The sequence below is a fragment of the Ornithinimicrobium carbonis genome (genome assembly GCF_050703245.1).
Lineage (GTDB): Bacteria > Actinomycetota > Actinomycetes > Actinomycetales > Dermatophilaceae > Ornithinicoccus.
Genome location: NZ_CP192647.1, coordinates 629,160 through 654,440 on the forward strand (window position 1 = coordinate 629,160; position 25,281 = coordinate 654,440).

18 protein-coding genes, 1 tRNA gene and 3 pseudogenes are annotated in these 25,281 nt (G+C 74.2%); 14 read left to right on the forward strand and 8 right to left on the reverse strand.

The genetic code is table 11. The features are described from left to right. The first annotated feature begins 5 nt into the window (after positions 1-5). Both ACQ95T_RS03265 and ACQ95T_RS03270 read left to right on the forward strand, forming a co-directional pair. Positions 6-1,013, forward strand: a complete 1,008-nt coding sequence (locus ACQ95T_RS03265; RefSeq protein WP_425939338.1) for a 4-(cytidine 5'-diphospho)-2-C-methyl-D-erythritol kinase — start codon at positions 6-8, stop codon at positions 1,011-1,013. Then, positions 1,013-2,868 (forward strand): annotated as a pseudogene (locus ACQ95T_RS03270) (ABC-F family ATP-binding cassette domain-containing protein). Before ACQ95T_RS03265 ends, ACQ95T_RS03270 begins: the two are co-directional and overlap by 1 nt. 3 nt (positions 2,869-2,871) lie before the next feature. On the opposite strand, the gene ACQ95T_RS03275 reads toward ACQ95T_RS03270, so the two are convergent. From ACQ95T_RS03275 to ACQ95T_RS03300, 6 genes are all read right to left on the reverse strand, one after another. Next, on the reverse strand, positions 2,872-4,539 hold the full coding sequence (locus tag ACQ95T_RS03275; protein WP_425939341.1) for an ABC transporter permease: 1,668 nt from the start codon (positions 4,537-4,539) through the stop codon (positions 2,872-2,874). 1 nt (position 4,540) lies between these two features. Continuing rightward, a complete protein-coding gene (locus ACQ95T_RS03280) occupies positions 4,541-5,461 on the reverse strand; it encodes an ABC transporter ATP-binding protein (RefSeq protein WP_425939342.1) in 921 nt (306 codons plus the stop codon). Further along, positions 5,458-6,186: a TetR/AcrR family transcriptional regulator gene (locus tag ACQ95T_RS03285; RefSeq protein WP_425939344.1), complete on the reverse strand. Its 729-nt coding sequence runs from the start codon at positions 6,184-6,186 to the stop codon at positions 5,458-5,460. The genes ACQ95T_RS03280 and ACQ95T_RS03285 overlap by 4 nt, the downstream gene beginning before the upstream one ends. A gap of 166 nt (positions 6,187-6,352) precedes the next feature. Next, positions 6,353-6,871, reverse strand: a complete 519-nt coding sequence (locus ACQ95T_RS03290; RefSeq protein WP_425939346.1) for a MarR family winged helix-turn-helix transcriptional regulator — start codon at positions 6,869-6,871, stop codon at positions 6,353-6,355. A 29-nt stretch (positions 6,872-6,900) separates the two neighbouring features. Further along, positions 6,901-6,979, reverse strand: a tRNA-Gln gene (locus ACQ95T_RS03295). 46 nt (positions 6,980-7,025) lie between these two features. Then, positions 7,026-7,640 carry a TetR family transcriptional regulator gene (locus ACQ95T_RS03300; protein ID WP_425940017.1) on the reverse strand — a complete coding sequence of 205 codons (615 nt, stop codon included), beginning with the start codon at positions 7,638-7,640 and terminating at the stop codon, positions 7,026-7,028. Between the two features lie 189 nt (positions 7,641-7,829). On the opposite strand from ACQ95T_RS03300, the pseudogene glmU reads away from it, so the two are divergent. From glmU to pth, 4 genes and pseudogenes are all read left to right on the forward strand, one after another. After that, positions 7,830-9,375, forward strand: a pseudogene (glmU, locus tag ACQ95T_RS03305) (bifunctional UDP-N-acetylglucosamine diphosphorylase/glucosamine-1-phosphate N-acetyltransferase GlmU). Beyond that, complete coding sequence (locus ACQ95T_RS03310; RefSeq protein WP_425939349.1) at positions 9,375-10,358, forward strand: ribose-phosphate diphosphokinase; 984 nt, start codon at positions 9,375-9,377, stop codon at positions 10,356-10,358. The pseudogene glmU and the gene ACQ95T_RS03310 overlap by 1 nt, the downstream one beginning before the upstream one ends. Before the next feature lie 220 nt (positions 10,359-10,578). After that, positions 10,579-11,265, forward strand: a complete 687-nt coding sequence (locus ACQ95T_RS03315) for a 50S ribosomal protein L25/general stress protein Ctc (protein ID WP_425939351.1) — start codon at positions 10,579-10,581, stop codon at positions 11,263-11,265. 175 nt (positions 11,266-11,440) lie between these two features. Continuing rightward, positions 11,441-12,037, forward strand: coding sequence for an aminoacyl-tRNA hydrolase (gene pth / locus ACQ95T_RS03320; RefSeq protein ID WP_425939353.1), 597 nt, complete (start codon positions 11,441-11,443; stop codon positions 12,035-12,037). Positions 12,038-12,118: 81 nt separating this feature from the next. On the opposite strand, the gene ACQ95T_RS03325 is transcribed toward pth, so the two are convergent. Together ACQ95T_RS03325 and ACQ95T_RS03330 are read right to left on the reverse strand one after the other, a co-directional pair. Continuing rightward, positions 12,119-12,838 (reverse strand): PspA/IM30 family protein, encoded by a 720-nt coding sequence (locus ACQ95T_RS03325; RefSeq protein ID WP_425939355.1) that lies wholly within the window; start codon positions 12,836-12,838, stop codon positions 12,119-12,121. A 179-nt stretch (positions 12,839-13,017) separates the two neighbouring features. Continuing rightward, entirely contained in the window at positions 13,018-15,084 is a 2,067-nt protein-coding gene (locus ACQ95T_RS03330) for a TPM domain-containing protein (RefSeq protein WP_425940019.1), read from the reverse strand. Between the two features lie 236 nt (positions 15,085-15,320). Between ACQ95T_RS03330 and mfd the strand changes: the two genes are divergently transcribed. The 8 genes and pseudogenes from mfd (at position 15,321) to ACQ95T_RS03370 (ending at position 25,277) form a co-directional block, all read left to right on the forward strand. Then, positions 15,321-18,944 carry a transcription-repair coupling factor gene (mfd, locus tag ACQ95T_RS03335; RefSeq protein WP_425939357.1) on the forward strand — a complete coding sequence of 1,208 codons (3,624 nt, stop codon included), beginning with the start codon at positions 15,321-15,323 and terminating at the stop codon, positions 18,942-18,944. A gap of 340 nt (positions 18,945-19,284) precedes the next feature. Next, positions 19,285-19,575: a hypothetical protein gene (locus tag ACQ95T_RS03340; protein ID WP_431473529.1), complete on the forward strand. Its 291-nt coding sequence runs from the start codon at positions 19,285-19,287 to the stop codon at positions 19,573-19,575. Beyond that, positions 19,548-20,585 carry a MazG family protein gene (locus ACQ95T_RS03345; protein WP_425939361.1) on the forward strand — a complete coding sequence of 346 codons (1,038 nt, stop codon included), beginning with the start codon at positions 19,548-19,550 and terminating at the stop codon, positions 20,583-20,585. The genes ACQ95T_RS03340 and ACQ95T_RS03345 overlap by 28 nt, the downstream gene beginning before the upstream one ends. Positions 20,586-20,672: 87 nt before the next feature. Further along, positions 20,673-21,959: a phosphopyruvate hydratase gene (gene eno, locus ACQ95T_RS03350; protein WP_425939362.1), complete on the forward strand. Its 1,287-nt coding sequence runs from the start codon at positions 20,673-20,675 to the stop codon at positions 21,957-21,959. 204 nt (positions 21,960-22,163) lie between these two features. Then, complete coding sequence (locus tag ACQ95T_RS03355) at positions 22,164-22,715, forward strand: FtsB family cell division protein (RefSeq protein ID WP_425939364.1); 552 nt, start codon at positions 22,164-22,166, stop codon at positions 22,713-22,715. Next, positions 22,712-23,461: a DUF501 domain-containing protein gene (locus ACQ95T_RS03360; RefSeq protein WP_425939366.1), complete on the forward strand. Its 750-nt coding sequence runs from the start codon at positions 22,712-22,714 to the stop codon at positions 23,459-23,461. Before ACQ95T_RS03355 ends, ACQ95T_RS03360 begins: the two co-directional genes overlap by 4 nt. Then, the gene (locus tag ACQ95T_RS03365; RefSeq protein WP_431473530.1) at positions 23,458-24,414 is read left to right on the forward strand and encodes an exopolyphosphatase; all 957 of its coding nucleotides are present in this window, start codon (positions 23,458-23,460) and stop codon (positions 24,412-24,414) included. Before ACQ95T_RS03360 ends, ACQ95T_RS03365 begins: the two co-directional genes overlap by 4 nt. Positions 24,415-24,422: 8 nt before the next feature. After that, a pseudogene (locus ACQ95T_RS03370) lies at positions 24,423-25,277 on the forward strand (uracil-DNA glycosylase). Positions 25,278-25,281: the final 4 nt, after the last annotated feature.

The following is a 25,281-nucleotide window of genomic DNA, read 5'->3' on the forward strand; positions in this document are numbered from 1 at the left end:
ATGCCATGAGTCCAGGCGGGAGCACCGAGGCCGTCACCGTCCGGGTGCCCGGAAAGATCAACCTGGAGCTCGCCGTGGGACCCCTGCGCGAGGACGGCTACCACGAGCTGTCCACCGTCTTCCACGCCGTCAGCGTCTATGACCGGGTCACCGTGCAGCCCGCCTCCCGGTGGTCGGTGCACATCACCGGCCCGTTCGCCGACCGGGTCCCGACCGGACAGGAGAACCTCGCGCTCAAGGCCGCCCGCGCGCTGGTCCGCCGGCGGGGCCGCCGGGCGGGGTCGGGCCCGGTGCGGATCGACATCGACAAGCAGATCCCGGTCGCCGGGGGCATGGCCGGGGGCAGCGCCGACGCGGCCGCCACCCTCGTCGCCTGCCGCGAGCTGTGGGCCATGGACCACGTCGACCAGGAGATGCTCGAGCTCATCGCCTCGGGCCTGGGCTCCGACGTGCCCTTCCTCCTGCACGGGGGGACGGCCATCGGGTCCGGCCGCGGCGAGCAGATCACCCCCGTGCTGGCCCGCGGGGAGCTGCACTGGGTGCTGTGGGTCGGCGAGGGCCTGGGGCTGTCCACCCCCGAGGTGTATGCCGAGTGCGACCGCCTCCGCGCCGAGGCCGGGCAGGACGTCCCCGTCCCCCAGCCGTCCGGTGCCCTGATGACGGCGCTTCGCCGGATGGAGACCGACGAGGTGGCCGCCGCGCTGCGCAACGACCTGCAGGCCGCGGCGGTCTCACTCGAGCCCCTGCTGGGGGAGGTCCTCGAGTCCGGGCTGGAGCTGGGCGCACGGGCGGGGATCGTGTCCGGCTCCGGTCCCACCGTGGCCTTCCTCGTCGGGTCCCAGGCGGAGGCGATCGACCTGTCCGTGGGGCTGGCCGCCAACGGTCCGACGGGGGACATCACCCGGGTCGTCGGGCCGGTGCCCGGCGCGCAGGTGGTGCACCACCACCGCACGCCCTCACCACCTCCGCCCGGACCCGTGCGCGGCGGGCCGCTGGGCCCGGTGCAGGGCTGATGGCGCCACCACCCGCCAGCCTGGTGGCCCTCGACCGGGCCCGCCTCGTCCTGGGCACCAGCGTGCTCCTCGACGAGGTGTCCGTGGGCGTGGCGGACGGGGACCGCATCGGCGTCGTCGGTCGCAACGGCGGTGGCAAGACGAGCCTGCTCGGCGTGCTCACGGGAGGACGCGAGCTCGACGAGGGTCGGGTGCTGCGCACCGGGGACGTCACCTCCGGCATGCTCGCGCAGACCGACCTGCTGCCTCCCGACGCCACCGTGCGCGAGGTGGTCCTGGGTGACCTGGCCGAGCACGTGTGGGCCGGGGACGCCCGTGTCCGGGAGGTCCTGGAGGGTCTGCTCGGCGGCACCGGGGCGTCGGCCGTCGGTGGCTGGGACGCGGTCGTCGGTCCGATGTCCGGCGGCGAGCGCCGCCGGCTCGCCCTCGCGGCCCTGCTCGTGAGCGACCCCGACGTGCTCGTCCTCGACGAGCCCACCAACCACCTGGACGTGGAGGGCGTGGCCTGGCTGGCGGCATACCTCTCGCAGCGGCGTCCCCGCTCCGGCAACGCCCTCGTCGTCGTCACGCACGACCGGTGGTTCCTGGACGAGGTGAGCACCCGGACCTGGGAGGTCGAGGACGGGCGGGTGCACACCTACGAGGGCGGGTATGCGGCGTACGTGCTCGCCAAGGTCGAGCGCCAGCGGGTGGCCAGGGTCACCGAGGACCGCCGCGCCAACTGGCGCGCAAGGAGCTGGCCTGGCTGCGGCGCGGGGCCCCCGCGCGGACGAGCAAGCCGCAGTTCCGGATCGACGCGGCGACCGCCCTCATCGAGGGGGAACCGCCGCCGCGCGACACCGTCGAGCTCGTCCGGTTCGCCACCACCCGGCTCGGCAAGGACGTGCTCGACCTGGTCGACGCCACCGTGTCCGTCGGCGACCGCACGCTGCTGGAGGACGTCACCTGGCGCATCGGACCCGGGGACCGCTACGGGCTCGTCGGGGTCAACGGGGCCGGCAAGTCGACCCTGCTGCGGGTGCTGCAGGGTCAGCACCCGCTGGCGGAGGGGAGGCTGAAGGTCGGCAAGACCGTGCGCATGGCCGCCCTGACCCAGGAGCTGCGCGAGCTGGACCGGGTGGCCGGCCGGAGCGTGATCGACTCGATCACCGAGGTGCGCTCCTTCACCGTTATCGGCGGCAAGGAGGTCTCGGCCAGCTCCCTGGCCAAGCGGCTGGGCTTCAGCGGCGGTCGTCAGCAGTCCCGGGTGGGGGACCTCTCCGGGGGGGAACGGCGGCGGCTGCAGTTCGTGCGGCTCCTCATGGACGAGCCCAACGTGCTCCTGCTCGACGAGCCGACGAACGACCTGGACATCGACACGCTGACGGCCATGGAGGACGTGCTCGACGGCTGGGCCGGCACCCTGATCGTGGTCTCGCACGACCGCTACCTGCTGGAGCGGATGACCGACCGGCAGACGGCCCTGCTCGGGGACGGCTCGCTGCGCGACCTGCCGGGAGGGGTGGAGGAGTACCTGCGGCTGCGTCGACGGATGCCCGACCGCGGCTCCGCCCGCCCGGGCGTGGTCCCGGCGACGGCGACCCCGGCGGACGGCGGTGCCGCAGCCGCGTCCCGGGTGGGCGCGCGTGCCGACGCGGCCGCGGTGCGGGAGGCCCGCAAGACCCTGGCGCGGGTGGAGCGGTCCCTCGACCGGCTGCACGCCCAGGAGGCCCGGCTGCACGAGCAGATGGCGCAGGCCGCCACCGATCCCGACCGGCTCACCGCGCTCACCGCCGAGCTGGCCGCCCTCACCGACCAGGAGGCCCGGCTCGAGGAGGAGTGGATGGAGGTCTCCGAGGTGGTGCAGGACGCCTGAGGGTCAGGACCGCCCGGCGACCTGACGGCGGCGCAGCCCCAGGAGACCGAGGGAGACCCCCACGACCGTCAGACCCGCCAGCAGCAGCAGCGGGGTGAGCGCCACGTCCTGGACCGGGACCTGGGCCGGGTGGCTCAGCGGGGACAGGTCCACGACCGCCTGCGGCACGTCGAGCAGCGTGGCGAAGGTGCCCGTGAAGACGATCAGGCCCACCACCGCCCAGCCGACCGGTGCCAGCAGACCCGGGAGCCAGCCGTGCAGGAGGGCGGCCAGACCGAGCACGGCGAGCACCGCCGGGACGAGGTTGAGGTGCGCCGCGGTGCTGTCGCCCGTGAGCGACGGGTCCCCGGTCACGGCAGTGGCCGCCGCCCCGGTGAGCACCCCGGTCACCACCATGATCAGCGTCGCCCCCAGGGCCACCACCGCCAGGTGGGACCCGGCCCAGGCGGCCCTGCTGGTGGGCGTGGCCAGCACCAGCTCCGCGCGACCGGCGGCCTCCTCCGCGCGCAGCGACTGCACGGCATACACCACGTAGGCGCAGGTCAGCATGGCGCTGAAGACCGAGAGGAAGGCGACGTAGCCCAGCGTCATCTGCTCGGCCCCGAACATGGCCTGCATCTCGGGCGGAAGGGCGTCGGCGGAGTCGAGCATCACCTGGGTGAAGGCGCCGTCGATCACCCCCAGGAAGAGGACGGCCGCGCCCCAGGCGAGCAGCGGCCCCCGCTGGAGGCGGAGCGCCAGGCCCCAGGGCGAGCCCAGGGAGGCACCACCCCGCTCGTGACCACGACGGGCCGGCAGCAGTCCCGCCCCGAGGTCGCGACGGCCCTGGAGCACGTAGGCGAGGGCGACCGTGCCTCCCGCGAGGACGAGCAGGAGCAGCAGGGGCCACCACCGGTCGAGCACGTACGGTGCCGCCTGCGCGCCCCAGCCCAGCGGCGAGACCCAGGACAGGGCGCTGCCGCCGGGCGCGACCATGTCGCCCAGCGCCCGGAGCGCGAAGGCGGCACCGAGCACCAGACCCGCCAGGCCGGCGGCGCCCCGCGAGTGGGCGCTCAGCTGGGCCGTGGCGGCGGTGATCCCGGCGAAGGCGAGGCCGACGAGGCCGACGGACGCGGCGACGACCGCCGAGCCGGGTGCCGGATAACCGTTGGCGAGGGCCAGCAGCCCGACCACCAGGGCGGCCAGGACGTTCGTGACCACGGCCACGACGAGGGCCGCGGTGAGCGGCGCCTGCCGTCCGACCACGTCGGCCCGCACCAGCTCCGAGCGACCGCTCTGCTCCTCCAGGCGCGTGTGCCGGGTGACGAGCATGATGTTCATCAGCGCGGCCAGCAGCAGCAGGTAGAGGAGGTAGCCGGCGGCGAAGAAGCTGGCGTGGGTGGGGTCCTCCATCCCGTAGGCGGGGCCGGTGAAGAGGCGGCCGACGGGTTGCTGCACCATCGGGGTCACGGCGGCCAGGTCGGCCTCCGTCGGGGCCAGCTGGGGCAGCGCCGCCCCCAGGTAGACCATGAACAGGCCCAGTCCGCCGACCCAGGCGGGCAGCTTGATCCGGTCACGCCTGAGCATCAGCCGGACGAGGGTTCCGGTGCCCGTGGTGGGCCCGGTCGGCCGGTCGTCGGGGTCCGGGGCGGTGGCCCGGGTCCGCCGGGGGCGGGTCGTCGTCGTCACCATCTCAGAGCACCTCCGCGTCCTCGCGCGGGCGCAGCTCGTCGCCGTAGTGCCGCATGAGCAGCTGTTCCAGGGTCGGCGGGTGCGCCACGATCGAGGTGACGCCCAGCCCGGCGAGCGTCTGCAGGACCGGTTCGACCCGGTCGCCGTCGACGTCCAGCCGGACCTGGTCCCCCGAGCGCTCGAGCGCGTGCACACCGGGCAGGTCGGCGAGCCCGTCGGCCGGCCGTCGCAGGGAGGCCACGACGGTGGTGCGGGACATGTGCCGCAGGTCCTGCAGGGTCCCGCTCTCGGCGACGCGACCGGCCCGGATGATGGAGACCCGGTCGGCCAGCACCTCCACCTGCGCCAGGACGTGGCTCGAGAGGAGGACGGTGGTGCCCTGGGCGCGCGCCTCCCGGATGCACTCCTGGAAGACGACCTCCATCAGCGGGTCGAGCCCGGCGGTGGGCTCGTCGAGGAGGAGCAGGTCCACCGGGGAGGCGAGGGCGGCGACGAGGGCCACCTTCTGCCGGTTGCCCTTGGAGTAGGTGCGCGCCTTCTTGCCCGGGTCGAGGTCGAAGCGCTCGACCAGCTCGTCGCGGCGGGCCCGGTCGAGGGTGCCGCGCAGCCGGGCGAAGAGGTCGATGGCCTCGCCGCCGGTGAGGTTGGGCCACAGCTCGACGTCGCCGGGCACGTAGGCCAGCCGGCGGTGCAGGCCGACGGCCTCCTCCCAGGGGTCCTCGCCGAAGAGCCGGGCCGTGCCCCCGTCGGCCCGGAGCAGACCGAGGAGCACCCGGATCGTCGTGGACTTCCCGGCCCCGTTGGGTCCGAGGAACCCGTGCACCTCGCCCGGTTCGACGCGCAGGTCGAGCCCGTCGAGGGCGCGGGTGGAGCCGAAGGTCTTGACCAGTCCCTCGGTGGAGATGACGGGTGCGGTGCTCATCGTGGGTCCTTCTCGTCGGGATCGTCGGGGTCTTGCGGGTCGTCGGGGTCTTGCGCGTCGTCGGGGTCGTCGGGAGGCGTGCCGGAGGGTCGTGGCTGCGGGTCGGGGCCGCCGCCGGTGCGGGCGGCGATCGCCTCCTCGGTCAGCACCCCCTGGGTGAGGATCTCCGAGGCCGGGAGGAGGTAGGGCAGCACGTCGCCGCCCTCCCCGAGGACGTCGGCACCGAGCATGCGGTGCAGCTGCTCGTGCAGGACGAGGACCCCCATCGACCAGAGGGTCAGCACGACCATCCGGGCGCGGGGGTCGGCGGTGGGGCGGACCATGCCGGCGCGCTCGGCCTCGGCGGTGTACTGCAGCGCGCTGTCGACCAGGTCGTCCATGAGCGCGTCCAGGTGCGGGCTGCCCTCGACGAGGACCCGGGCCAGGTAGCGCAGGACGGAGCGTCCCTCGTCCATCCGGGAGACCATCGCGACCAGGTCGGCGCCCGGCCCCTCGGCCATGGCGCGGCTCTTGGTCTCCCTGATGGTCCGCACGACCCGCTGGTCGCAGGCCTCCCGCAGGCCCTCTTTGGTGCCGTAGTGGTGCAGGACCAGCGCCGGGGACACCTCGGCCCGCGCGGCGATCGCCTTCAGGCTGGTGCCCCGTACGCCCTGGGTGCCGAAGAGCTCCACGGCCACGGTGAGGATGCGGTCGCGGGCGGTGGGTGAGTCGTCCTGACTGAACACACAGTCAGCATAGGCTGAACGAACGTTCAGCCGCAAGGGGTCCTAGGCGTCGTCGTGGTGTCACCCGTCCCGGCCGTAGGGACCCGGCCGTAGGGACCCGGCCGTAGGGACCCGGCCGTAGGGACCCGGGCGCACGGGGCCGGCCGCACGGGCTGGGCCGGGTGGCTCAGCGGTCGTCGAACGGCCGGAGCAGCCGCTTGAGCACGGCGGCCACGTCCGCCTGCTCCGCGGGGGTGAGGGCTGCCAGGATCGCCCGCTCCCCGGTCACCAGCTCCTCCAGGGCGCCGTCCACGACGTCGCGGCCGGCCGGGGTGAGCCGCACCAGGACCGACCGCAGGTCGGAGTCGGAGGTGGTGCGCTCGACAAGTCCGCGCTCCACCAGCCGGGTGATCCGGTTGGTCATCGTCCCGCTCGTCACGAGGGTCTGGCGCACCAGCTGGGTGGGGGTGAGGCGGTAGGGCTCCCCGGCCCGGCGCAGGGCCGAGAGGACGTCGAACTCCCAGGACTCCAGCCCGCGACCCGCGAACGCCTCCCGACGTGCGAGGTCCAGGTGGCGGGCCAGCCGGGAGACGCGGGAGAGCACCTCGAGAGGGTTGACGTCCAGGTCGGGCCGTTCACGGCGCCAGGCAGCGACGATGCGGTCGACCTCGTCCTGGTCGGGCCCGTGCGGCTCCGGCTCACCCATGCCGCCACTGTAGTGCGGGGCCTGCTCGGCTCCCCGGGTAGGAATCGAACCTACGTCGCTAGTCCTGATTCAAAGTCAGGCGGCCCCTGCCAGCAGAGCAACCGGGGAAGGTCGCGTGAGGACCGCACCAGCGTAGGACACCGGGGGGCCGGGCTCAGGCCGTGCGGTCCTTGACCGTCCGCAGGGTGGGCCTGGCCTCCATGCCGGACAGCCCGTTCCAGGCCAGGTTGACCAGGTGGGCGGCCACGTCCTCCTTCTTCATCCGCCGCGAGTCCAGCCACCACCCACCGGGGATGGCGACCATGCCCACCAGCATCTGCGCGTAGAGCGGTGCCGTCTTCGGGTCGAGCTGCCGACGCTTGAACTCGGCGGCCAGGATGTGCTCGACCTGGCTGGCGATGTCGCTGATGAGGCTGGCGAAGGAGCCGGTCGACTGTCCCGGCGGGCTGTCGCGCACGAGGATGCGGAAGCCGTCGGTGGAGTTCTCGATGTAGTCCAGCAGCGCCATCGCGGCCGCCTCCAGCAGGCTGCGCGCGTGGGCGCCCTCCTGGGTCAGGGCGGCCGTCATCTGGCCCAGCAGGGCCTGGATCTCCCGGTCGACGACGACCGCGTAGAGCCCCTCCTTGCCGCCGAAGTGCTCGTAGAGGACCGGCTTGGAGACCCCGGCGGTCGCGGCGATCTCCTCCACCGTGGTCCCCTCGAAGCCCCGCTCGGCGAACAGTCGCCGCCCCACCTCGATGAGCTGCTGACGGCGCTGCGGCCCCGTCATCCGGTTGCGGGCGGCGTTCTTGGGAGCGGGGGAGGTCACCCGGCCATCATGCCAACAGCTGCGTCGGCCACCCCCGGCGCGTCTGCCCGGCCGGGGGGATTCCGTCGCCCAGGGCCCGGACCGCGGCCCCGGCCGGGCCGGGTCCGGGGCCGGGCCGGGCCCTCCCGGGGCACGGGTACAGTCGTGCCCGTGACGTCATACGACCCCGCCGCCGTGATCATCCTGGCCGCCGGTGAAGGCACACGGATGAAGTCAGCCACCCCCAAGGTCCTCCACCGCATCGGTGGACGCACGCTCCTGGGCCACGCGCTGCACGCCGCCCGCCAGGCCGCACCGCGCCACCTCGCGGTCGTCGTGCGCCACGAGCGGGACCTGGTCGCCGCCCACGTGGAGGAGACCGACGCGGACGCCCTGGTCGCCGACCAGGACGAGGTCAAGGGCACGGGCCGGGCCTGCGAGTGCGGGCTGGACGTCCTCCCGGCGGACCTGGAGGGGACCGTACTGGTGACGATGGGCGACGTCCCCCTGCTCACCGGCGCCACGCTCCGCGACCTCACCGAGCGGCACGAGCGCAGCGGCGCAGCGGTGACGGTCATCAGCGCCGAGCTGCCGGACGCGAAGTCCTACGGTCGGGTGGTGCGCGACGAGGCTGGCGACGTCGTGGCCATCATGGAGTTCAAGGACGCGCTGCGGCACCGCGAGGCCGGTGACGAGTGGGCCCACGTCGTCGACGTGCGCGAGATCAACTCCGGCATCTACGCCTTCGACGCGGCCCTGCTGCGCTCGGCGCTGGGCCGGGTCGGCACCGACAACGCCCAGGGTGAGAAGTACCTCACCGACGTCGTCTCGATCGCCCGGGAGGAGGGACGGCGGGTCGTCGCCCACCTCGTGGACGACCCGTGGCAGACGGAGGGCGTCAACGACCGGGTCCAGCTGGCCGACCTGGGTCGCGAGCTCAACCGGCGGGTGGTCCAGCACTGGATGCGCGAGGGGGTCACCGTCGTGGACCCGGCGACGACGTGGATCGACGCCGACGTGACGATCGGGCGGGACACGGTGCTGCGGCCCAACGTCCAGCTGCTCGGAGCGACCACCAGTCGGCAGCGACGCCGTGGTCGGCCCGGACACGACGCTGACCGACACCGTCGTGGGGGACCGGGCCAGCGTCGTCCGGACCCAGGCCGAGCTGGCCGTGGTCGGCGAGGACGCCGGCGTCGGGCCGTTCTCCTACCTGCGGCCAGGGACCGAGCTGGGCGCAGGGGGCAAGATCGGCGGGTTCGTGGAGACCAAGAACGCCCGGATCGGCCCGGGCGCCAAGGTGCCGCACCTGACCTACTGCGGCGACGCCACGATCGGCGAGGGGGCCAACATCGGGGCGGGCACGATCTTCGCGAACTACGACGGGGTGGCCAAGCACCGCACCACCGTGGGCCGGCACAGCTTCGTGGGCTCCGACTCGGTCCTCATCGCCCCCGTCGACATCGCCGACGGTGCCTACGTCGCGGCCGGCTCGGCCATCGAGGGGCGGGTCGGCCCGGGGCAGATCGCGGTCGCCCGCGGCCGGCAGCGCAACGTCGACGGGTGGGTCGCCCGTCGCCGCGCGGGCACCCCCACGGCCCGGGCGGCCGAGGACGCGCTGGCGAAGGAGCGGACGGCCGGGGACGAGCCCGCCCGGGACGCCGGCGCACCCCATACCCGTCCCGACGACGCCTCGACCCCCACCCAGGAGAGCTGATGACCGGCATCCACCGCACGCCCGAGAAGAACCTCATGGTCTTCACCGGGCGGGCCCACCGCGCGCTGGCGGAGGCGATCGCCGAGGAGCTGGACACCTCGCTGGTGCCGACCCAGGCCTACGCCTTCGCCAACAGCGAGATCTACGTGCGCTTCGACGAGTCGGTCCGCGGGTGCGACGCCTTCGTCATCCAGAGCCACACCGCCCCGGTCAACGAGTGGATCATGGAGCACCTGATCATGGTCGACGCGCTCAAGCGCGCGTCGGCCAAGCGGATCACCGTGGTGCTGCCCTTCTACGGCTACGCCCGCCAGGACAAGAAGCACAGGGGCCGCGAGCCCATCTCGGCCCGCCTCATGGCCGACCTGTTCAAGACCGCCGGCGCGGACCGGCTGATGGCCGTGGACCTGCACACCGCCCAGATCCAGGGGTTCTTCGACGGGCCCGTCGACCACCTCATGGCCCTGCCGATCCTGGCGGACCACGTCAAGAAGAAGTACGCCGGGCAGGACCTCGCCGTCGTCTCGCCGGACGCCGGCCGGATCAAGGTGGCGGAGTACTGGTCAAACCGCCTGGGCGGGGTGCCGCTGGCCTTCATCCACAAGACCCGCGACATCACCCGCCCCAACCAGTCGGTGGCCAAGCGGGTCGTCGGCGAGGTCGCCGGCCGGATGTGCATCCTGGTGGACGACATGATCGACAGCGGCGGCACCATCACCCAGGCCGCCGACGCGCTCATGGCCGACGGCGCCAAGGGGGTCGTGGTCGCGGCCACGCACGCGATCTTCTCCGACCCGGCCGTCCAGCGACTGCGGGACTCGGTGGTCACGGAGGTGATCGTCACCGACACGCTGCCGCTGTCGGACGAGGCGCGCGCCCTGGACAAGGTCACCGAGCTGTCGATCGCCCCGCTGGTCGGGCGGGCCATCCGCGAGGTCTTCGAGGACGGGTCGGTCACGTCCATGTTCGACGGTCAGGCCTGAGCCCCGGCGCCGTCCGGGGATTTCACCGCTCTGCGTGCAGGGGCTAGACTTCTACGAGTTGCCTCGGCGAGGGACACCGCACGGTCTGCGGTGGCCGTGATTCGACGAAGCGTGTCGCACCGGCCGTCCGTGCCCGGTGCCGGCGCCTCCGCGATGCCCGTGCCGTGTCCCGCGTCGAGGCCGACCCAGACCGTCCCCCTCATGGAAGAAGTTCCGACGCATGGCTGACCAGATCCGCATCACCGCCGAGAAGCGCTCCGAGTTCGGCAAGGGCGCGGCGCGCCGCATCCGTCGGGCCGACAAGGTGCCCGCCGTCCTCTACGGGCACGGCACCGACCCGGTCCACCTGACGCTGCCGGGCCACGACACGATGATGGCGCTCAAGTACAGCAACGCCGTGCTCAGCCTCGACATCGAGGGCCAGACCCAGCTGGCCCTGGCCAAGGACGTGCAGCGCGACCCGGTCAAGCGCTTCATCGAGCACGTCGACCTCGTCATCGTCCGCAAGGGCGAGAAGGTCACCGTCGACGTGACCGTGCACGTCGAGGGCCAGGCCGCCCCCGAGACGATCGTCACCACCGACCACGGCGAGCTCACCGTCGAGACCGAGGCGACCCACATCCCCGAGTGGTTCGTCGTCTCGGTGGAGGGCCTGGAGGCCGGCACCCAGATCCACGCCGGCGAGGTCGAGCTGCCCGAGGGCGTCACCCTGGTGTCCGACCCCGAGGCGCTGGTGGTCAACATCTCGCAGGCCATGTCCGAGGAGGCCCTGGAGGCCGAGCTGGCCGAGGCGGAGTCCGAGGCCGGCATCGAGCAGGACGAGCCCGAGGACGAGGCCGCCGCCGACGGTGCCGAGGCCCCGGCCGAGGGCTCGGCGGACGCCGAGGACTCGGCCACCCAGGACTGACCCGGGCGGTCCAGCACCGCGACCATGGCCACGCGCCCGCCGACCGCGGGGCGTGGCCATGGCGCTGTCGGGGCCGCGCCCCAGGGTCGCGGCCGGTCCGCCCGGCCCGTCCCCGCCCCGTCGTCCGGCCCCCGCGCCGCCCCGCACCGTCACGCACGAGAGGAACGATGCCCCGATGGACGCACCCTGGTTGGTCGTCGGCCTGGGCAACCCCGGCCCGAGGTATGCCGCGAACCGCCACAACGTCGGTGCCCTGGTGGTGGACCGGCTCGCTGAGCAGGCGGGCGGGTCGCTGCGGGCCCACAAGGTGCCGGGCGCGGGCGTCGCCGAGGTCCGGCTCGGCACCCTTCCCGGTGGGCTGCCCGGCCCCCGGGTGGTGCTCGCCCGGCCCACCACCTACATGAACCTCTCGGGCGGGCCGGTGGCGGGCCTGCGCACCTTCTACAAGGTCCCCCTCGAGCAGGTCGTCGTGGTCCACGACGAGCTGGACCTCGACTTCGGGGTGGTCCGGCTCAAGCGCGGTGGCGGCGAGGGTGGGCACAACGGGCTGCGCTCGGTGAGCGGCTCCCTGGGCAGCAGGGACTACCTGCGGGTGCGCCTGGGCATCGGCCGCCCGCCCGGGCGCCAGGACCCGGCCGACTACGTCCTGTCCGACTTCCCGGCCCGCGACCGCGAGGAGGTCCAGCTGCTCGTGGGGGACGGGGAGGACGCGGTGCACGACCTGGTCCACCTGGGGCTGGAGGCGGCCCAGCAGCGCCACCACGCCCGCTGAGGCGTCGAGCCCCGCCCCAGAACGGTGAGGGACCCCGCGGGCCGACGGCCTGCGGGGTCCCTCGGGTCCTGGTGGCCGGTCTCAGCCCTGCTGGTTCTTCAACGCCTGCAGCCGAGCCTCGATCTCGGCGTCGGCACCGTGGTCCTCCAGCTCGGCGAACTGGTCCTCCAGCCGGGTGGACTGCGCCTCGGCCCGTCCCTGGACCAGCGCCTCCTCGCGGCGGATGCTGTCCTCCCAGCGGGCGAGGTCGCTGGAGGGGTCCAGCACGTCGATGGAGGACATCGCGTCCTGCACCTTGCCCTGCGCCTCCACGCTGCGGGCCCGCGCGACGAGCGTGCTGCGCCGTCCCTTGAGGTCCTCCAGCTTGGTCTTCATCGTCCGCAGGCCCTCCTTGAGCTGCTCGACGGTGGAGTTCTGCTGGGCGATGGTCGGCTCGGCGCTCTTGACGTCGTTCTCGTGCTGGATCTGCCGGCCGAGGGCGACCCGTGCCAGGTTGTCGAACTTGAACGCCCCGTCGGGGTCTCCCGACGAGCGCATCTGCTCGGCCTTGGCCGCGGCCGCGGCCGCCTTGCGGCCCCACTCGGCGGCCGCCTCACGGTCGGTCTGCAGGTCGGACTCGGCCATCCGGACGTTGGCGATGGTCTGGGCGACCGCCTCCTCGGCCTCGGCGATGCTGTTGGTGTAGTCGCGGATGAGCTGGTCCAGCATCTTCTCCGGGTCCTCGGCCCGGTCCAGGAGGGAGTTGATGTTGGCCCGGGCCATCTGGCTGATCCGTCCCAGGATGGTCTGCTTCTGCGTCATGCTCGACTTCCTTTCCTCTCCGCCGTGCAGGCGGTCGTGGTGACTGGTCGTGCTGTGCTGGTCATCTGTGTGGATCGGTGCGGTCGTGGTGTGCTGGTCGGTGGGCGTCGGTCCTCGTCGTGGCGGCGGCGGTGGGCGCGTCCGCCGCGGCCCGGGGGGCGGGGGCAGGTCAGGGAGGATCAGAAGCGGCCGCCGCTGAAGGTGCCTCCTCCGCCGAACCCGCCCCCGCCGAAGCTGCCGCCGCCGAAGCCGCCGCCCCCGCCGGAGAAGCCGCCGCCGCCCCAGCCGCCGCTGTGCCGGTGGCCGCCGCCCCCGCCGAGCAGGATGCCGCCGAGGATGACGGACAACGGGTCGATCCCGCCCCGGCGCGTGCCCGGGCCCCCGACGCCGCCCGAGCCGCCCCAGCTGTCGAGGTCGTTGCGGGCCTCGGTGAGGGCCTGCTCGCCCAGCTGCTCGGCCCGGGTGAGCAGCCCCATGGCGGTGGCCGGGTCGTTCCCGGCGACCCGCTGGGCCTCGTCGAAGACCCGCAGGGCCTCCGAGATGCGGGTGCGTGCGCCGCTGTTGACGGCCCCGCGCCGGGTGGAGATGGTCTCGTCGATGCTGCGCAGCCGGGCGCCGACGCGGGCGACCCGTTGGGTGAAGTTCTCCCGCATCCGGCTGGTGTGGGCCTCGGCGTCCCGCAGCGGGGCAAGGAGGGTGTCCAGGTCGTTCTCGGCGGCGTCCAGCTCGGCCAGGGCACGCAGCGGGTCACCGGACGTGCGGGCCTCCTGGCCCTTCTCCACGGCGGACCTGGCGCGCTGGGCGGCCTGGGCGACCATGGGGTCGCGCGGAGCCAGACGGGCGACGTCCTGCAGGTCGGCGGTGATGGAGGCGATCCGGCGGGAGAGCTCCTCGCCCGAGCTGGCCAGCTCCGCGTCGGCCCGGGAGACCTGGTCCAGGAGCACCGACGCCTGACCGATGGACTCCTCGGCGGCCCGGGCCGCCGCGACGGCGGAGGCCCGGTCGTCCCGGTCCAGCGACTGGCGCCCCGAGCCGATGAAGCCGTCCGCGGACTCGAGCAGCCGACCGGCCTGCTGGCGGTGCTCCTGCACGGTGGACAGGGCCCGGGCGGGGTGGCGTGCGGCCAGGCCCCGGATCTCCTGGTCGGCGACCGGGAGGCGCCCGCGGGTCTCCTGCAGCCGTCCGGCCAGCTCCTCCAGGAACTGCGGGGCGCGGTCCTGCAGCGAGCGGAGGGTGGCGAACTCCTGGGTGTGCTCGTCCAGCGTCCGCCGGGCCGTCCCGGTCAGGTCGATGATCCGGGCCAGCATGCTGCGCTCGACGTCCTCGGGCTCCTTCTGGTCGTCGTCCAGCTGCTGCCGCAGGGAGAACGCCTCCTTCGCCGAGGCGCGGGCCTGGTCGAGGACGTCGCGGAACTGCTGGGTGCGCTGGGCGCCGAACTGCGCCTCGGCGAAGGCCAGCTCCTCCTCGGCCGAGCGCACGGCGTTGTCCGTGGAGACGAGGGCCTCGGCGGCCTGGCGCTGCAGGTCGGAGAGGGACACGCCCTGGGCCGTGGGCGGGACGGGCACGCCCTGCGCCGGGCGGCGCTTGCGCCGGCCCATCCGCGAGACCACGCCGGCGCCGGCCACGAGCAGCACGGGCGCGGCGAAGAACAACGTGCCGACACCGCTGCCCAGGCCTCCGGACGTGGGCTGGTGGACCGGCTCGTCGTCGGGCACGACCACACCGCCACCTCCGTCCGAGCCGCCCGTGGACTCCCGGGAGAAGCCGTCGACCGCTGCGCTCACGGCCCCGGCCCAGTCGTCCTGGGCGAGCCGCGGCTCGATGTCCTGCAGCTGCACGGCCTGCACGGTCTCCGGCGGCAGCGTCGCCCCCACGTCGCCCACGGCGTACTGCCGCTGGTCGACGGCGACGGCCAGGACGAGGTCGCCGGTGCCCATCCCGGACTCCGCCGAGGTCAGCTCGGCCCACGTGGGACCGTCCACCTCCTGTCCGCCGTCGGTGAACCGGTCGACGAAGACGACGAACAGCTGCAGGCCCGTGTCCTCGCGCAGCGCGGCGACCTCCTCGGCCGCCGCCTCCTCCTGCGCCGGCGAGAGCGCGTCCGCCGGGTCGTGCACGGGACCGGGCAGGTTCACCGGGTCCTCGGCACGTGCTGGTGCGGCTCCCAGCACCCCCAGGACGAGGACGAGGGCCGCGAGCACGGCATACCAACGGGTGCCCCACGAGGTGGGCACGAGACGGGTCATCACGTCGAAGATCCTCCCTGACCCCCGTTCCCGGCGTCCACCGCAGACGCCCCGGGGTCCGGCCCCAGCATGGCACGCGGCGCCGACGGGCCACCGGGCACACCGGGCGGTCCTCCCGACGACCTCACGGCCGGTCGCCCGGGACGGAGCAGGCCGGTCTGCCAAGGACGCCTAGACTGGACGACCGCCGGGTCGTCCTCCCGGCACCACCGCGCGCACCCGGCGAAGGACCCACCATGCACCTCTCACCCGTCGTCGACCTGCTGTGCGCCGACCCGGCGACCGGCCCGGTCCTGCAGGCCGCCCGTGAGGGCGTCCCGGCCGTCGACGTGTCCCTGGCGGCCGGCGCCCACCCCGCGCTGGTGGCGGCGCTGGCCCGCACGGACGAGACGCCGGTCCTGGCGGTGACGGCCACCGGGCGCGAGGCCGACGACCTGGTCACCGCCCTCGGTGAGCTCCTGCCGGACGGGACCACCTCGGTGGTCGGGTTCCCGAGCTGGGAGACGCTGCCCCACGAACGGCTCAGCCCCCGGTCGGACACCGTGGGGCGCCGGCTGGCCACCCTGCGGCGGCTGGCCCACCCCGACCCCGTCGACCCCCAGGCCGGTCCGGTCCGGGTCGTCGTCGCCTCCGTCCGGGCGCTCCTGCAACCGATCGTCAGGGGCCTGGGGGAGCTGACGCCCGTGCGCCTGCAGGCCGGGCAGGAGCGGCCGCTCGCCGAGGTGGTCGAGGCGCTCGCCGGCGCCGCCTACACCCGCACCGACATGGTCGAGCGGCGCGGCGAGTTCGCCGTCCGCGGCGGCATCCTGGACGTCTTCCCCCCCACCGAGGAGCACCCCGTCCGCGTGGAGTTCTGGGGCGACACCGTCGAGGAGGTCCGCTGGTTCAAGGTGGCCGACCAGCGCTCCCTGGAGATCGCCCAACACGGCCTCTACGCCCCCCCGTGCCGGGAGGTGCTCATCACCGACGCGGTCCGCGAGCGGGCGGCCTCGCTGGTGGGCAGCCTGCCCGGGGCCGCGGACCTGCTCGCCAAGGTGGCCGAGGGGATCGCCGCGGAGGGCATGGAGTCCCTCGCCCCCGTCCTGGTCGACGGGATGGAGACCCTCGTCGACGTGCTGCCCACCGGGGCCCGCGTCGTGGTGCTCGGCCCCGAACGGGTGCGCACGCGTGCCCACGACCTCGTGGCCACGAGCGAGGAGTTCCTGCAGGCCAGCTGGGCCGCGGCGGCCACCGCCGACGGCGCGGCGCCGATCGACCTGCAGCAGGCGCTCGGCACGGCCTCCTCGTGGTCGCTCGCCGACATGCGGGGCCACACCCTGTCCACCGGTCACCCCTGGTGGTCGCTGACCGCGTTCGTCGCCGACGCCGAGCTGGCCGAGCTGGCCGGCACCGAGGACGAGGACGTGCGCACGCTCGTGGTCCCCAGCACGCCCGTGGAGGCCTACCGGGGCGACCGGGAGGCGGTCGGCCGGGACCTGCGCTCCTGGCTCGAGCAGGGCCGGCGCGTCCTGCTGAGCCTCGACGGTGCCGGCATGGCGCGCCGCGTCGCCGAGGTGCTCGGGGAGCAGGACGTCCCCCACCGGCTGGTGCTGGAGCTGCCCCGCGACCACGAGGACGCCGTGGTGCCGGACGTGGTCACCGTCACCTGCGGCTGGGTCGGCCGCGGCTTCGCCCTCCCGGACAGCGGTGCCGTCGTGGTCGGGGAGGCCGACCTCACGGGTCAGGCCTCGACCGGGGGGTCCACGCGGGACATGCGCCGGATGCCCTCGAAGCGGCGACAGCAGGTCGACCCGCTGGCCCTGCGCACCGGGGACTTCGTGGTGCACGAGCAGCACGGTGTGGGGCGCTTCGTGGAGATGGCTCAGCGGACGGTCCAGGGGGCCACCCGCGAGTACGTCGTGCTGGAGTACGCCTCCTCCAAGCCCCGCGGGCACGGCCAGCCGGACCGTCTGTTCCTGCCGACCGACCAGCTGGACCAGCTGACGAAGTACGTCGGGGGGGAGGCCCCGTCGCTCAACCGGCTCGGCGGGTCGGACTGGCAGAAGACCAAGGCCCGCGCCCGCAAGCACGTCCGCCAGATCGCCTCGGAGCTGATCCGCCTCTACTCGGCCCGGCAGGCCACCGTCGGCCACGCCTTCGCCCCGGACACCCCGTGGCAGCGCGAGCTGGAGGACGCCTTCGCCTTCACCGAGACCCCCGACCAGCTCTCCTCGATCGAGGAGGTCAAGGCCGACATGGAGAAGTCGGTGCCGATGGACCGGCTCATCTGCGGGGACGTGGGCTACGGCAAGACCGAGATCGCGGTGCGCGCGGCGTTCAAGGCGATCCAGGACGGCAAGCAGGTGGCGGTGCTGGTACCCACCACGCTGCTGGTCCAGCAGCACTACGAGACCTTCGCCGAGCGGTACGCGCAGTTCCCGGTGACCGTCCGGGCCCTGTCCCGCTTCCAGTCGGACAAGGATGCCAAGGAGACCATCGCCGGGGTGGCCGAGGGGTCGGTGGACCTGGTCATCGGCACCCACCGGCTGCTCGGTTCCTCCGTGCGGTTCAAGGACCTGGGTCTGGTCGTGGTCGACGAGGAGCAGCGCTTCGGCGTCGAGCACAAGGAGCAGCTCAAGGCGCTGCGCACCGACGTCGACGTGCTGGCCATGTCGGCCACGCCGATCCCGCGCACCCTGGAGATGGCCGTCACCGGCATCCGCGAGATGTCGACGCTGGCCACCCCGCCCGAGGAGCGCCACCCGGTGCTCACCTTCGTCGGCGGCTACGACGAGAAGCAGATCGGCGCGGCGGTGCGGCGCGAGCTGCTGCGCGAGGGCCAGGTCTTCTACATCCACAACAAGGTCGGCTCCATCGAGAAGGCCGCGGCCCGGCTGCGCGACCTGGTGCCCGAGGCGCGGATCGAGACGGCCCACGGCCAGATGGGCGAGCACAAGCTGGAGAAGGTCGTCGTCGACTTCTGGGAGCGCCGCTTCGACGTGCTCGTCTGCACCACGATCGTGGAGACGGGGCTGGACATCTCCAACGCGAACACCCTCATCGTGGAGCGGGCCGACCTGCTCGGCCTGTCCCAGCTGCACCAGCTGCGGGGACGGGTCGGACGGGGTCGCGAACGCGCGTACGCCTACTTCCTCTACCCCCCGGAGAAGCCCCTCACCGAGACGGCCGTCGACCGGCTGCAGACGATCGCGGCCAACACCGACCTGGGTTCGGGCATCGCCGTGGCGATGAAGGACCTGGAGATCCGCGGCGCGGGCAACCTGCTCGGCGGTGAGCAGTCCGGCCACATCGAGGGGGTGGGCTTCGACCTGTACGTGCGGATGGTCGGGGAGGCCGTGGCCTCCTTCAAGGGGGAGGCCGACGAGTCCCCGGCCGAGGTCAAGATCGAGCTGCCCGTGGACGCCCACCTCCCGCACGACTACGTGCCGGGGGAGCGCCTGCGGCTGGAGGCCTACCGCAAGCTGGCCCAGGTCAAGGACGAGACCGAGCTCGCGGAGATCCGGGCCGAGCTCCTCGACCGCTACGGCGAACCGCCCGCCCCGGTGCAGACCCTGCTGGAGGTCGCCCGGCTGCGCACCGTCGCCCGGGCCGCGGGGGTCAGCGACGTCGGTGTCCAGGGCAAGATGGTCCGCCTGGCACCGGTCGAGTCCCTGCGAGAGAGCCAGCAGCTGCGGCTCAACCGCCTCTACCCCGGGACGATCATCAAGCCGGCGCTGCGCCAGATCCTCGTCCCCGCACCGACGACGGCCAGGGTCGGCGGCAAGCCACTGCGCGACCGGGAGGTCCTGGAGTGGGCCAGCCAGCTGATCCGGGCGGTCCTCCTGGACGACGTCGCCGCCGCGGCGCGCCAGGGCGGCTGAGCGCACGGCCACGGGTCGGCCCCCGCCGTGGCGCCCCCTCGGGGAGGGCCGCGGGGCCTGCGTCCCGGCGTCGGGGTCGTGCGATGATGGCGCGCGTGAAGCGTTCGCGTGTCCTCCCCGCCCTGGCCCTGACCGCTGCCCTCGCCCTGACCGGCTGCTCCGGCGTCGGTTCCGACCCGGGGGTCAGCGTCAACGGCCAGGAGTTCAGCGTGGCCGAGCTGCAGGAGGCCACCGCCCAGCTCAACGAGGCGGCCAGCCAGCCGAGCGGGCCCCAGCAGGTCGTCGCCGACTGGCGCTGCTGCCCCTCCTGGAGGAGGTCTTCGCCGGGTCGCCGGCCGTCGTGTCCGAGAACCAGGTGCGCGAGGTCCTCTCGGCCAGCGGGGTCGCGGACCCCGGCCCCGCGACCCTGGCCGCCGCCACCTCGCGGCAGTACCAGCTGCGCCTGGGTGACCCGGCGATCATGCAGGACCCCGAGATGGCCGAGGTCGTCCAGCGGGCCCAGGAGGTCACCCAGGAGGACCTGGCGGCCGTCGACGTCGAGGTCAACCCCCGCTACGGCGCGTGGGACGTGGACAACGGCGGCGTCGTGCCCGAGGTGCCCGAGTGGATCCGGTTCGACACCGCCGGCTGACCCTGCTGCTGGCCAGCCCCCGGGTCGCCCCGGGGCTGCTCTCGGCGGACGCCTGGGGCGCCCTGCGCGCGGCCTCCCGCGTGGTGGCGGCCGATCCCGCGGACCCGCACCCGGCCGCGGTCGCCGCCTCCGGCATCGACGTCGTGCCCGTCGGCCCCGCCCCCGGGGCCACCGGCACCCCCGCGGAGCTCGCCCGGCGGCTCCTCGACCTCGTCGACGAGCACGGGTCCGTGCTGTGGATCGGCTCCGCCGACGGTGACCCCGGCCTGCCGGAGGCGCTCGCGGTGAGCCTGCCCGAGGACGACCCCCCCGCCCTGGAGCTGCTCGTCGGCTCCTGGGACGTCCCGGGGTCGCGCCTGCTCGACGCGGTGGCCGTGATGGACCGGCTGCGCTCCCCGGGCGGGTGCCCGTGGGACGCCCGCCAGACCCACGCGAGCCTCACGCCATACCTCGTGGAGGAGACCTTCGAGGCCGTCGAGGCCCTGGACCGGCTGGACGAGGAGGGGGCCGACCGGGGGCACGCGCAGGAGGAGCTCGGCGACGTCCTGCTGCAGGTGCTCTTCCACGCCCGCGTCGCGGCCGAGCACGCGCAGGAGCCGTTCGACGTCGACGACGTGGCCGCGGGGCTGGTGGAGAAGCTGGTGCACCGCCACCCGCACGTCTTCGCCCCCGGTGCCGAGGAGGTGCTCGACGCCGAGCAGGTCGAGTCCCGGTGGGAGCAGCTCAAGGCGCGGGAGAAGGGGGAGCGCGAGCACGTGCTGGACGGGATCCCCACGGGTATGCCGGAGCTTGCCCGGGCGGCCAAGGTCGCCTCCCGCCTGCGGCGGGCGGGGCAGGCCCCCTGGCTGCGCGCCTGGACCGCCGCCCGGCTGGAGCAGCGTGACCCGGGGGCCCTGCTCCTGGACGTCGTGCTGGGCCTGCACGACGTCGACGTCGACGCGGCCGCCGCGCTGCGTCGCACCCTCACCGACCTGGGAGCCGAGACGCCCGCCCGGCCCGACCGGGGATAGGCTCTCAGGCGGGACCACCGCCCGGCCGCCCGACCACGTCGGCGGTGGCCCCCACGACCGCTGGTTCGACGAAGCAAGGAGAGCTCCATGGCCGTCATCGACGCCATCATCGCCCGCGAGATCCTCGACTCCCGCGGCAACCCGACCGTCGAGGTCGAGGTCGGCCTGGACGACGGGACGGTCGCCCGCGCCGCCGTTCCCTCCGGCGCCTCGACCGGGGCCTTCGAGGCCGTCGAGCGCCGGGACGGTGACGACAGCCGCTACCTGGGCAAGGGCGTCGAGGGTGCGGTGCAGGCCGTCATGGACGACCTGGAGCCGCGGCTGCTGGGCTTCGACGCCTCCGAGCAGCGTCTCGTCGACGCGGAGATGATGGCCGCCGACGGCACGGACAACAAGGGCGAGATCGGTGCCAACGCCATCCTGGGCGTCTCCCTCGCCGTGGCCAAGGCCGCGGCCGACTCCGCCGGGCTGCCGCTGTTCCGCTACGTCGGCGGCCCCAACGCGCACGTGCTGCCGGTGCCGATGATGAACATCCTCAACGGCGGCTCGCACGCGGACTCCAACGTGGACATCCAGGAGTTCATGATCGCCCCGATCGGGGCGGGGTCCTTCCGGGAGGCGCTGCGCTGGGGCGCCGAGGTGTACCACGCGCTCAAGGCGGTCCTGAAGGAGCGCGGGCTGGCGACCGGGCTGGGTGACGAGGGTGGCTTCGCGCCGAACCTGGAGTCCAACCGCGCGGCCCTGGACCTCATCGTCGAGGCCGTCGGGAAGGCCGGCTACGAGATCGGTTCCGACATCGCCCTGGCCCTCGACGTGGCCGCCTCGGAGTTCCACGACGCAGGGTCCTACGCCTTCGAGGGGTCGAGCAGGACGGCGGCGGAGATGACCGAGTACTACGCCGAGCTCGTCGACGCCTACCCGCTGGTCTCCATCGAGGACCCGCTGGACGAGGACGACTGGGAGGGCTGGCAGCAGATCACCGAGCGGCTCGGCGACCGGGTCCAGCTCGTGGGTGACGACCTGTTCGTGACCAACCCCACCCGGCTGCAGCGCGGGATCGACGAGAAGGCCGCCAACGCCCTCCTGGTCAAGGTCAACCAGATCGGTTCGCTCACCGAGACGCTCGACGCGGTCGCGCTGGCGCACGCCAACGGCTTCCGGTGCATGATGAGCCACCGTTCCGGTGAGACCGAGGACGTGACGATCGCCGACCTGGCCGTGGCCACCAACTGCGGACAGATCAAGACGGGCGCGCCGGCCCGGTCCGAGCGGGTCGCCAAGTACAACCAGCTGCTGCGCATCGAGGAGGAGCTCGACGAGGCCGCCATCTACGCCGGCGCGGGCGCCTTCCCCCGGTTCCGGCCCCAGGGCTGACCAGCACCGGCCCCCGCCACGTCGTCGTCGGGGCCGCCAGGGGCCCGACCAGGCAGGCCCGACGTCGTCCCGGCGTCGGGCCGCCGGGGGTCGGGGCCCCTCGGCGCGCCCGGGGCGCACCGGACGCCCGGCCTGCCCCCGATCGGGACGTGCACGGCATACGCTGGACGACGACGAACCACCACGACGAGGAGAACCTCCGCCATGAGCAGCGCGCGCGGTCCGCGGGACCGGCGCTCACCGGCCCCCCGCCCCGGGCGGGCCCCGGCGCCGCGGCGCCCCGGCCACCGCCCGGGGGCACGGGCCGTCGCCGGGGCCGGGACCTCGGCGGCGACCTCCTACCGCCACGCCCCCGCCCACGTCCGTCGCCTGCTGACCCTCGTCGTGCTGGTCGTGCTGATGGGTCTCGTCGTCGCCCCCGTCCTGTCCGGATACCTGCGGCAGCGGGCCGAGATCACCGCTGCGCAGCAGCAGCTGGACGCCGAGCGGCAGGAGATCGCCGCCCTCGAGCAGGAGCTGGCCCTCTGGGAGGACGAGGACCACGTGGAGCAGCAGGCCCGTCAGCGGCTGCGCTTCGTCAAGGAGGGCGAGACCGCCTTCACCGTCGTCGACGACACCGGCACCGACTACACCGAGGCCCTGCCCGGCATGGCACCGGTCAGCGACGAGGTCCTCGCCGACAGCCCCTGGTACGGCCAGGTGTGGGAGTCGGTGCGGACCGCCAACGAGGGCCTTCCGGAGACCAAGGAGCCATGAGCAACCCCGACCGTACGACCGTCGACGAGACCCCCACGGAGGAGGACCTGCGCGTCATCGAGCGTCAGCTCGGACGTCCGCCCCGAGGGGTGGTCTCGATCGCCCACCGGTGCCCCTGCGGCTGTCCCACGGTCATCCGCACCGAGCCGCGCCTGCCCGACGGCACGCCCTTCCCCACCAGCTTCTACGCCACCTGCCCCTGCCTGACGGGCGCGATCTCCACGCTGGAGAGCAGCGGCCTCATGCGGGAGATGTCGCAGCGTCTGCAGGAGGACGAGTCGCTGCGCTGGGCCTACGCCCAGGCGCACGACGACTACCTGCGCCGTCGCGAGGACCTGGCCGACGTCCCGGAGATCGCCGGGATCAGCGCCGGCGGCATGCCCAACCGGGTCAAGTGCCTGCACGTCCTGGTGGCGCACGCGCTGGCCGCCGGCCCGGGGGTCAACCCCTTCGGGGACGAGGCCATCGAGGCTCTGCCCGAGTGGTGGCTCGACGGCTGCTGCGGCGCCCTGACCGGCGATGAGGAGAGCGACGAGAAGCGGGCCGGGGTGGAGGACACGTGCCGGCGTCACCACCCGCTCGACCACGCCGACGGCGAGCACGAGGGTGAGCACGCCGACGGGCACGGTGGCCGGCGAGCGCCTCGGTCGGACGAGGCCCGCAGGGACCGGCCGGAGGAGGCGGACGGGGCGGACGGGACCGAGCCGTCGGTCCCGCACCTGCCGGCCGAGGAGGACCTGCGGTGAGACGGGTCGGTGCCGTCGACTGCGGCACCAACTCGATCAGGCTCCTGGTGGCGGACCTGCACGACCGGGACGACGGGACGTCCGGGTTGCACGAGATCACCCGCCAGCTGCAGGTCGTGCGCCTCGGGGAGGGCCTGGACGCGACCGGGCGGATCTCCGCAGGGGCCATGGGGCGCACCCTGGCGGCGGCCGAGGGGTATGCCGCCCTCTGCCGGGACGCCGGGTGCGAGAGCGTGCGCTTCGTGGCCACGTCCGCCTCCCGGGACGCCGAGAACGCGACCGAGTTCGTCGACGGCGTCCGGGAGGCGTTCGGCGACCTGCGGGTGGTGCCGGAGGTGGTCAGCGGGCAGGAGGAGGCGGCCCTCTCCTTCGCCGGGGCGACCGGGGACCTGCGCACCCGGGGGGTGGAGGGGCCCTACCTCGTCGTCGACGTCGGAGGGGGCTCGACCGAGCTGGTCCGGGGCACGACCACCGTCGAGGCCGCCCGCTCGGTGGACGTCGGCTGCGTGCGGATGACCGAGCGGCACCTGCACGACGACGACCCGCCGACGGAGGACCAGGTCTGGGCGGCCCTGTCCGACATCGTCCGGGCCGTCCAGGACGCGGCGCAGGACGTCGAGCTCGAAGGGGTCGCCACGCTGGTCGGGCTGGCGGGCTCGGTGACGACCGTGACCGCCCACGCCCTGGACCTGCCCGGCTACCAGCACGACCGGATCCACGGGGCCGAGCTGCCGGTGGAGAAGGTCGTCGACGCCTGCACGGACCTGCTCCTGATGTCGCGGGAGCGTCGACGGGCCCTGCCGTACATGCACGAGGGCCGCGTCGACGTCATCGGTGCGGGGGCGCTCGTCTGGAGGACCGTGGTGCAGCGGGTCGCGCACGACGCCGGCCTGGCCACCGTGCGAGCCTCCGAGACCGACATCCTCGACGGCATCGCGCTGTCCCAGGCCTGAGCCGCCCCGTGGCCCCGCGCTCCGGCCCCCGCCCGCACCCCGTCACCGGGCAGCCGTTCGACTCGCCCGTCCCGCCGGGCACGGGCTGGCCCGAGGACCCGTCCACGTCGGCGACCCGGTCCGCCCGCACGGTGGCCGGCGTCCGCCGGGCTGCCGCGGGCGCGCGCGACGTGGCCGAGCTGGACGCCCGGGTCTCGGTCTGCCGTGCCTGCCCCCGGCTGGTGGACTGGCGCGAGGAGGTGGCCACCACCGGCCGCCGGGCCTCGTTCGCCGACCAGCCCTACTGGGGACGTCCCGCCCCGGGTCTCGGCCGCCGGTGCCCCGGTGCTCGTCGTGGGGCTGGCACCGGCGGCCCACGGGGCCAACCGGACCGGCCGGATGTTCACCGGGGACCGCTCCGGGGACTGGATCTTCGCCGCCCTGCACCGCGCGGGGTTCGCCTCGCAGCCCTCCAGCCTGCACGCCGGGGACGGGCTGCGGCTCACCGACCTGCGGATGGTGGCGGCGGTGCACTGCGCTCCGCCGGGGAACGCCCCGACCCCGCAGGAGAGGGCGACCTGCGCGGCCTGGCTCGAGCGCGAGCTGCAGCTGGCCGGGCCGACCGTGCGCGCCGTGATGGCGCTGGGAGCCATCGGCTGGGACGCCTTCCTGCGGTCGGCCCGCGACACGGGGTGGCAGGTGCCGCGCCCCCGGCCGCGGTTCGGGCACGGGGCCGAGGCGCTGCTGCACACGCCGCAGGGACGGGAGGTCCGCCTGTTCGGGAGCTACCACGTCAGCCAGCAGAACACCTTCACCGGAACGCTGACGGAGAGATGCTGGACGCGGTCCTGACCCGGGTCCGCCACGCGGCGGGGCTATCCTGACGGC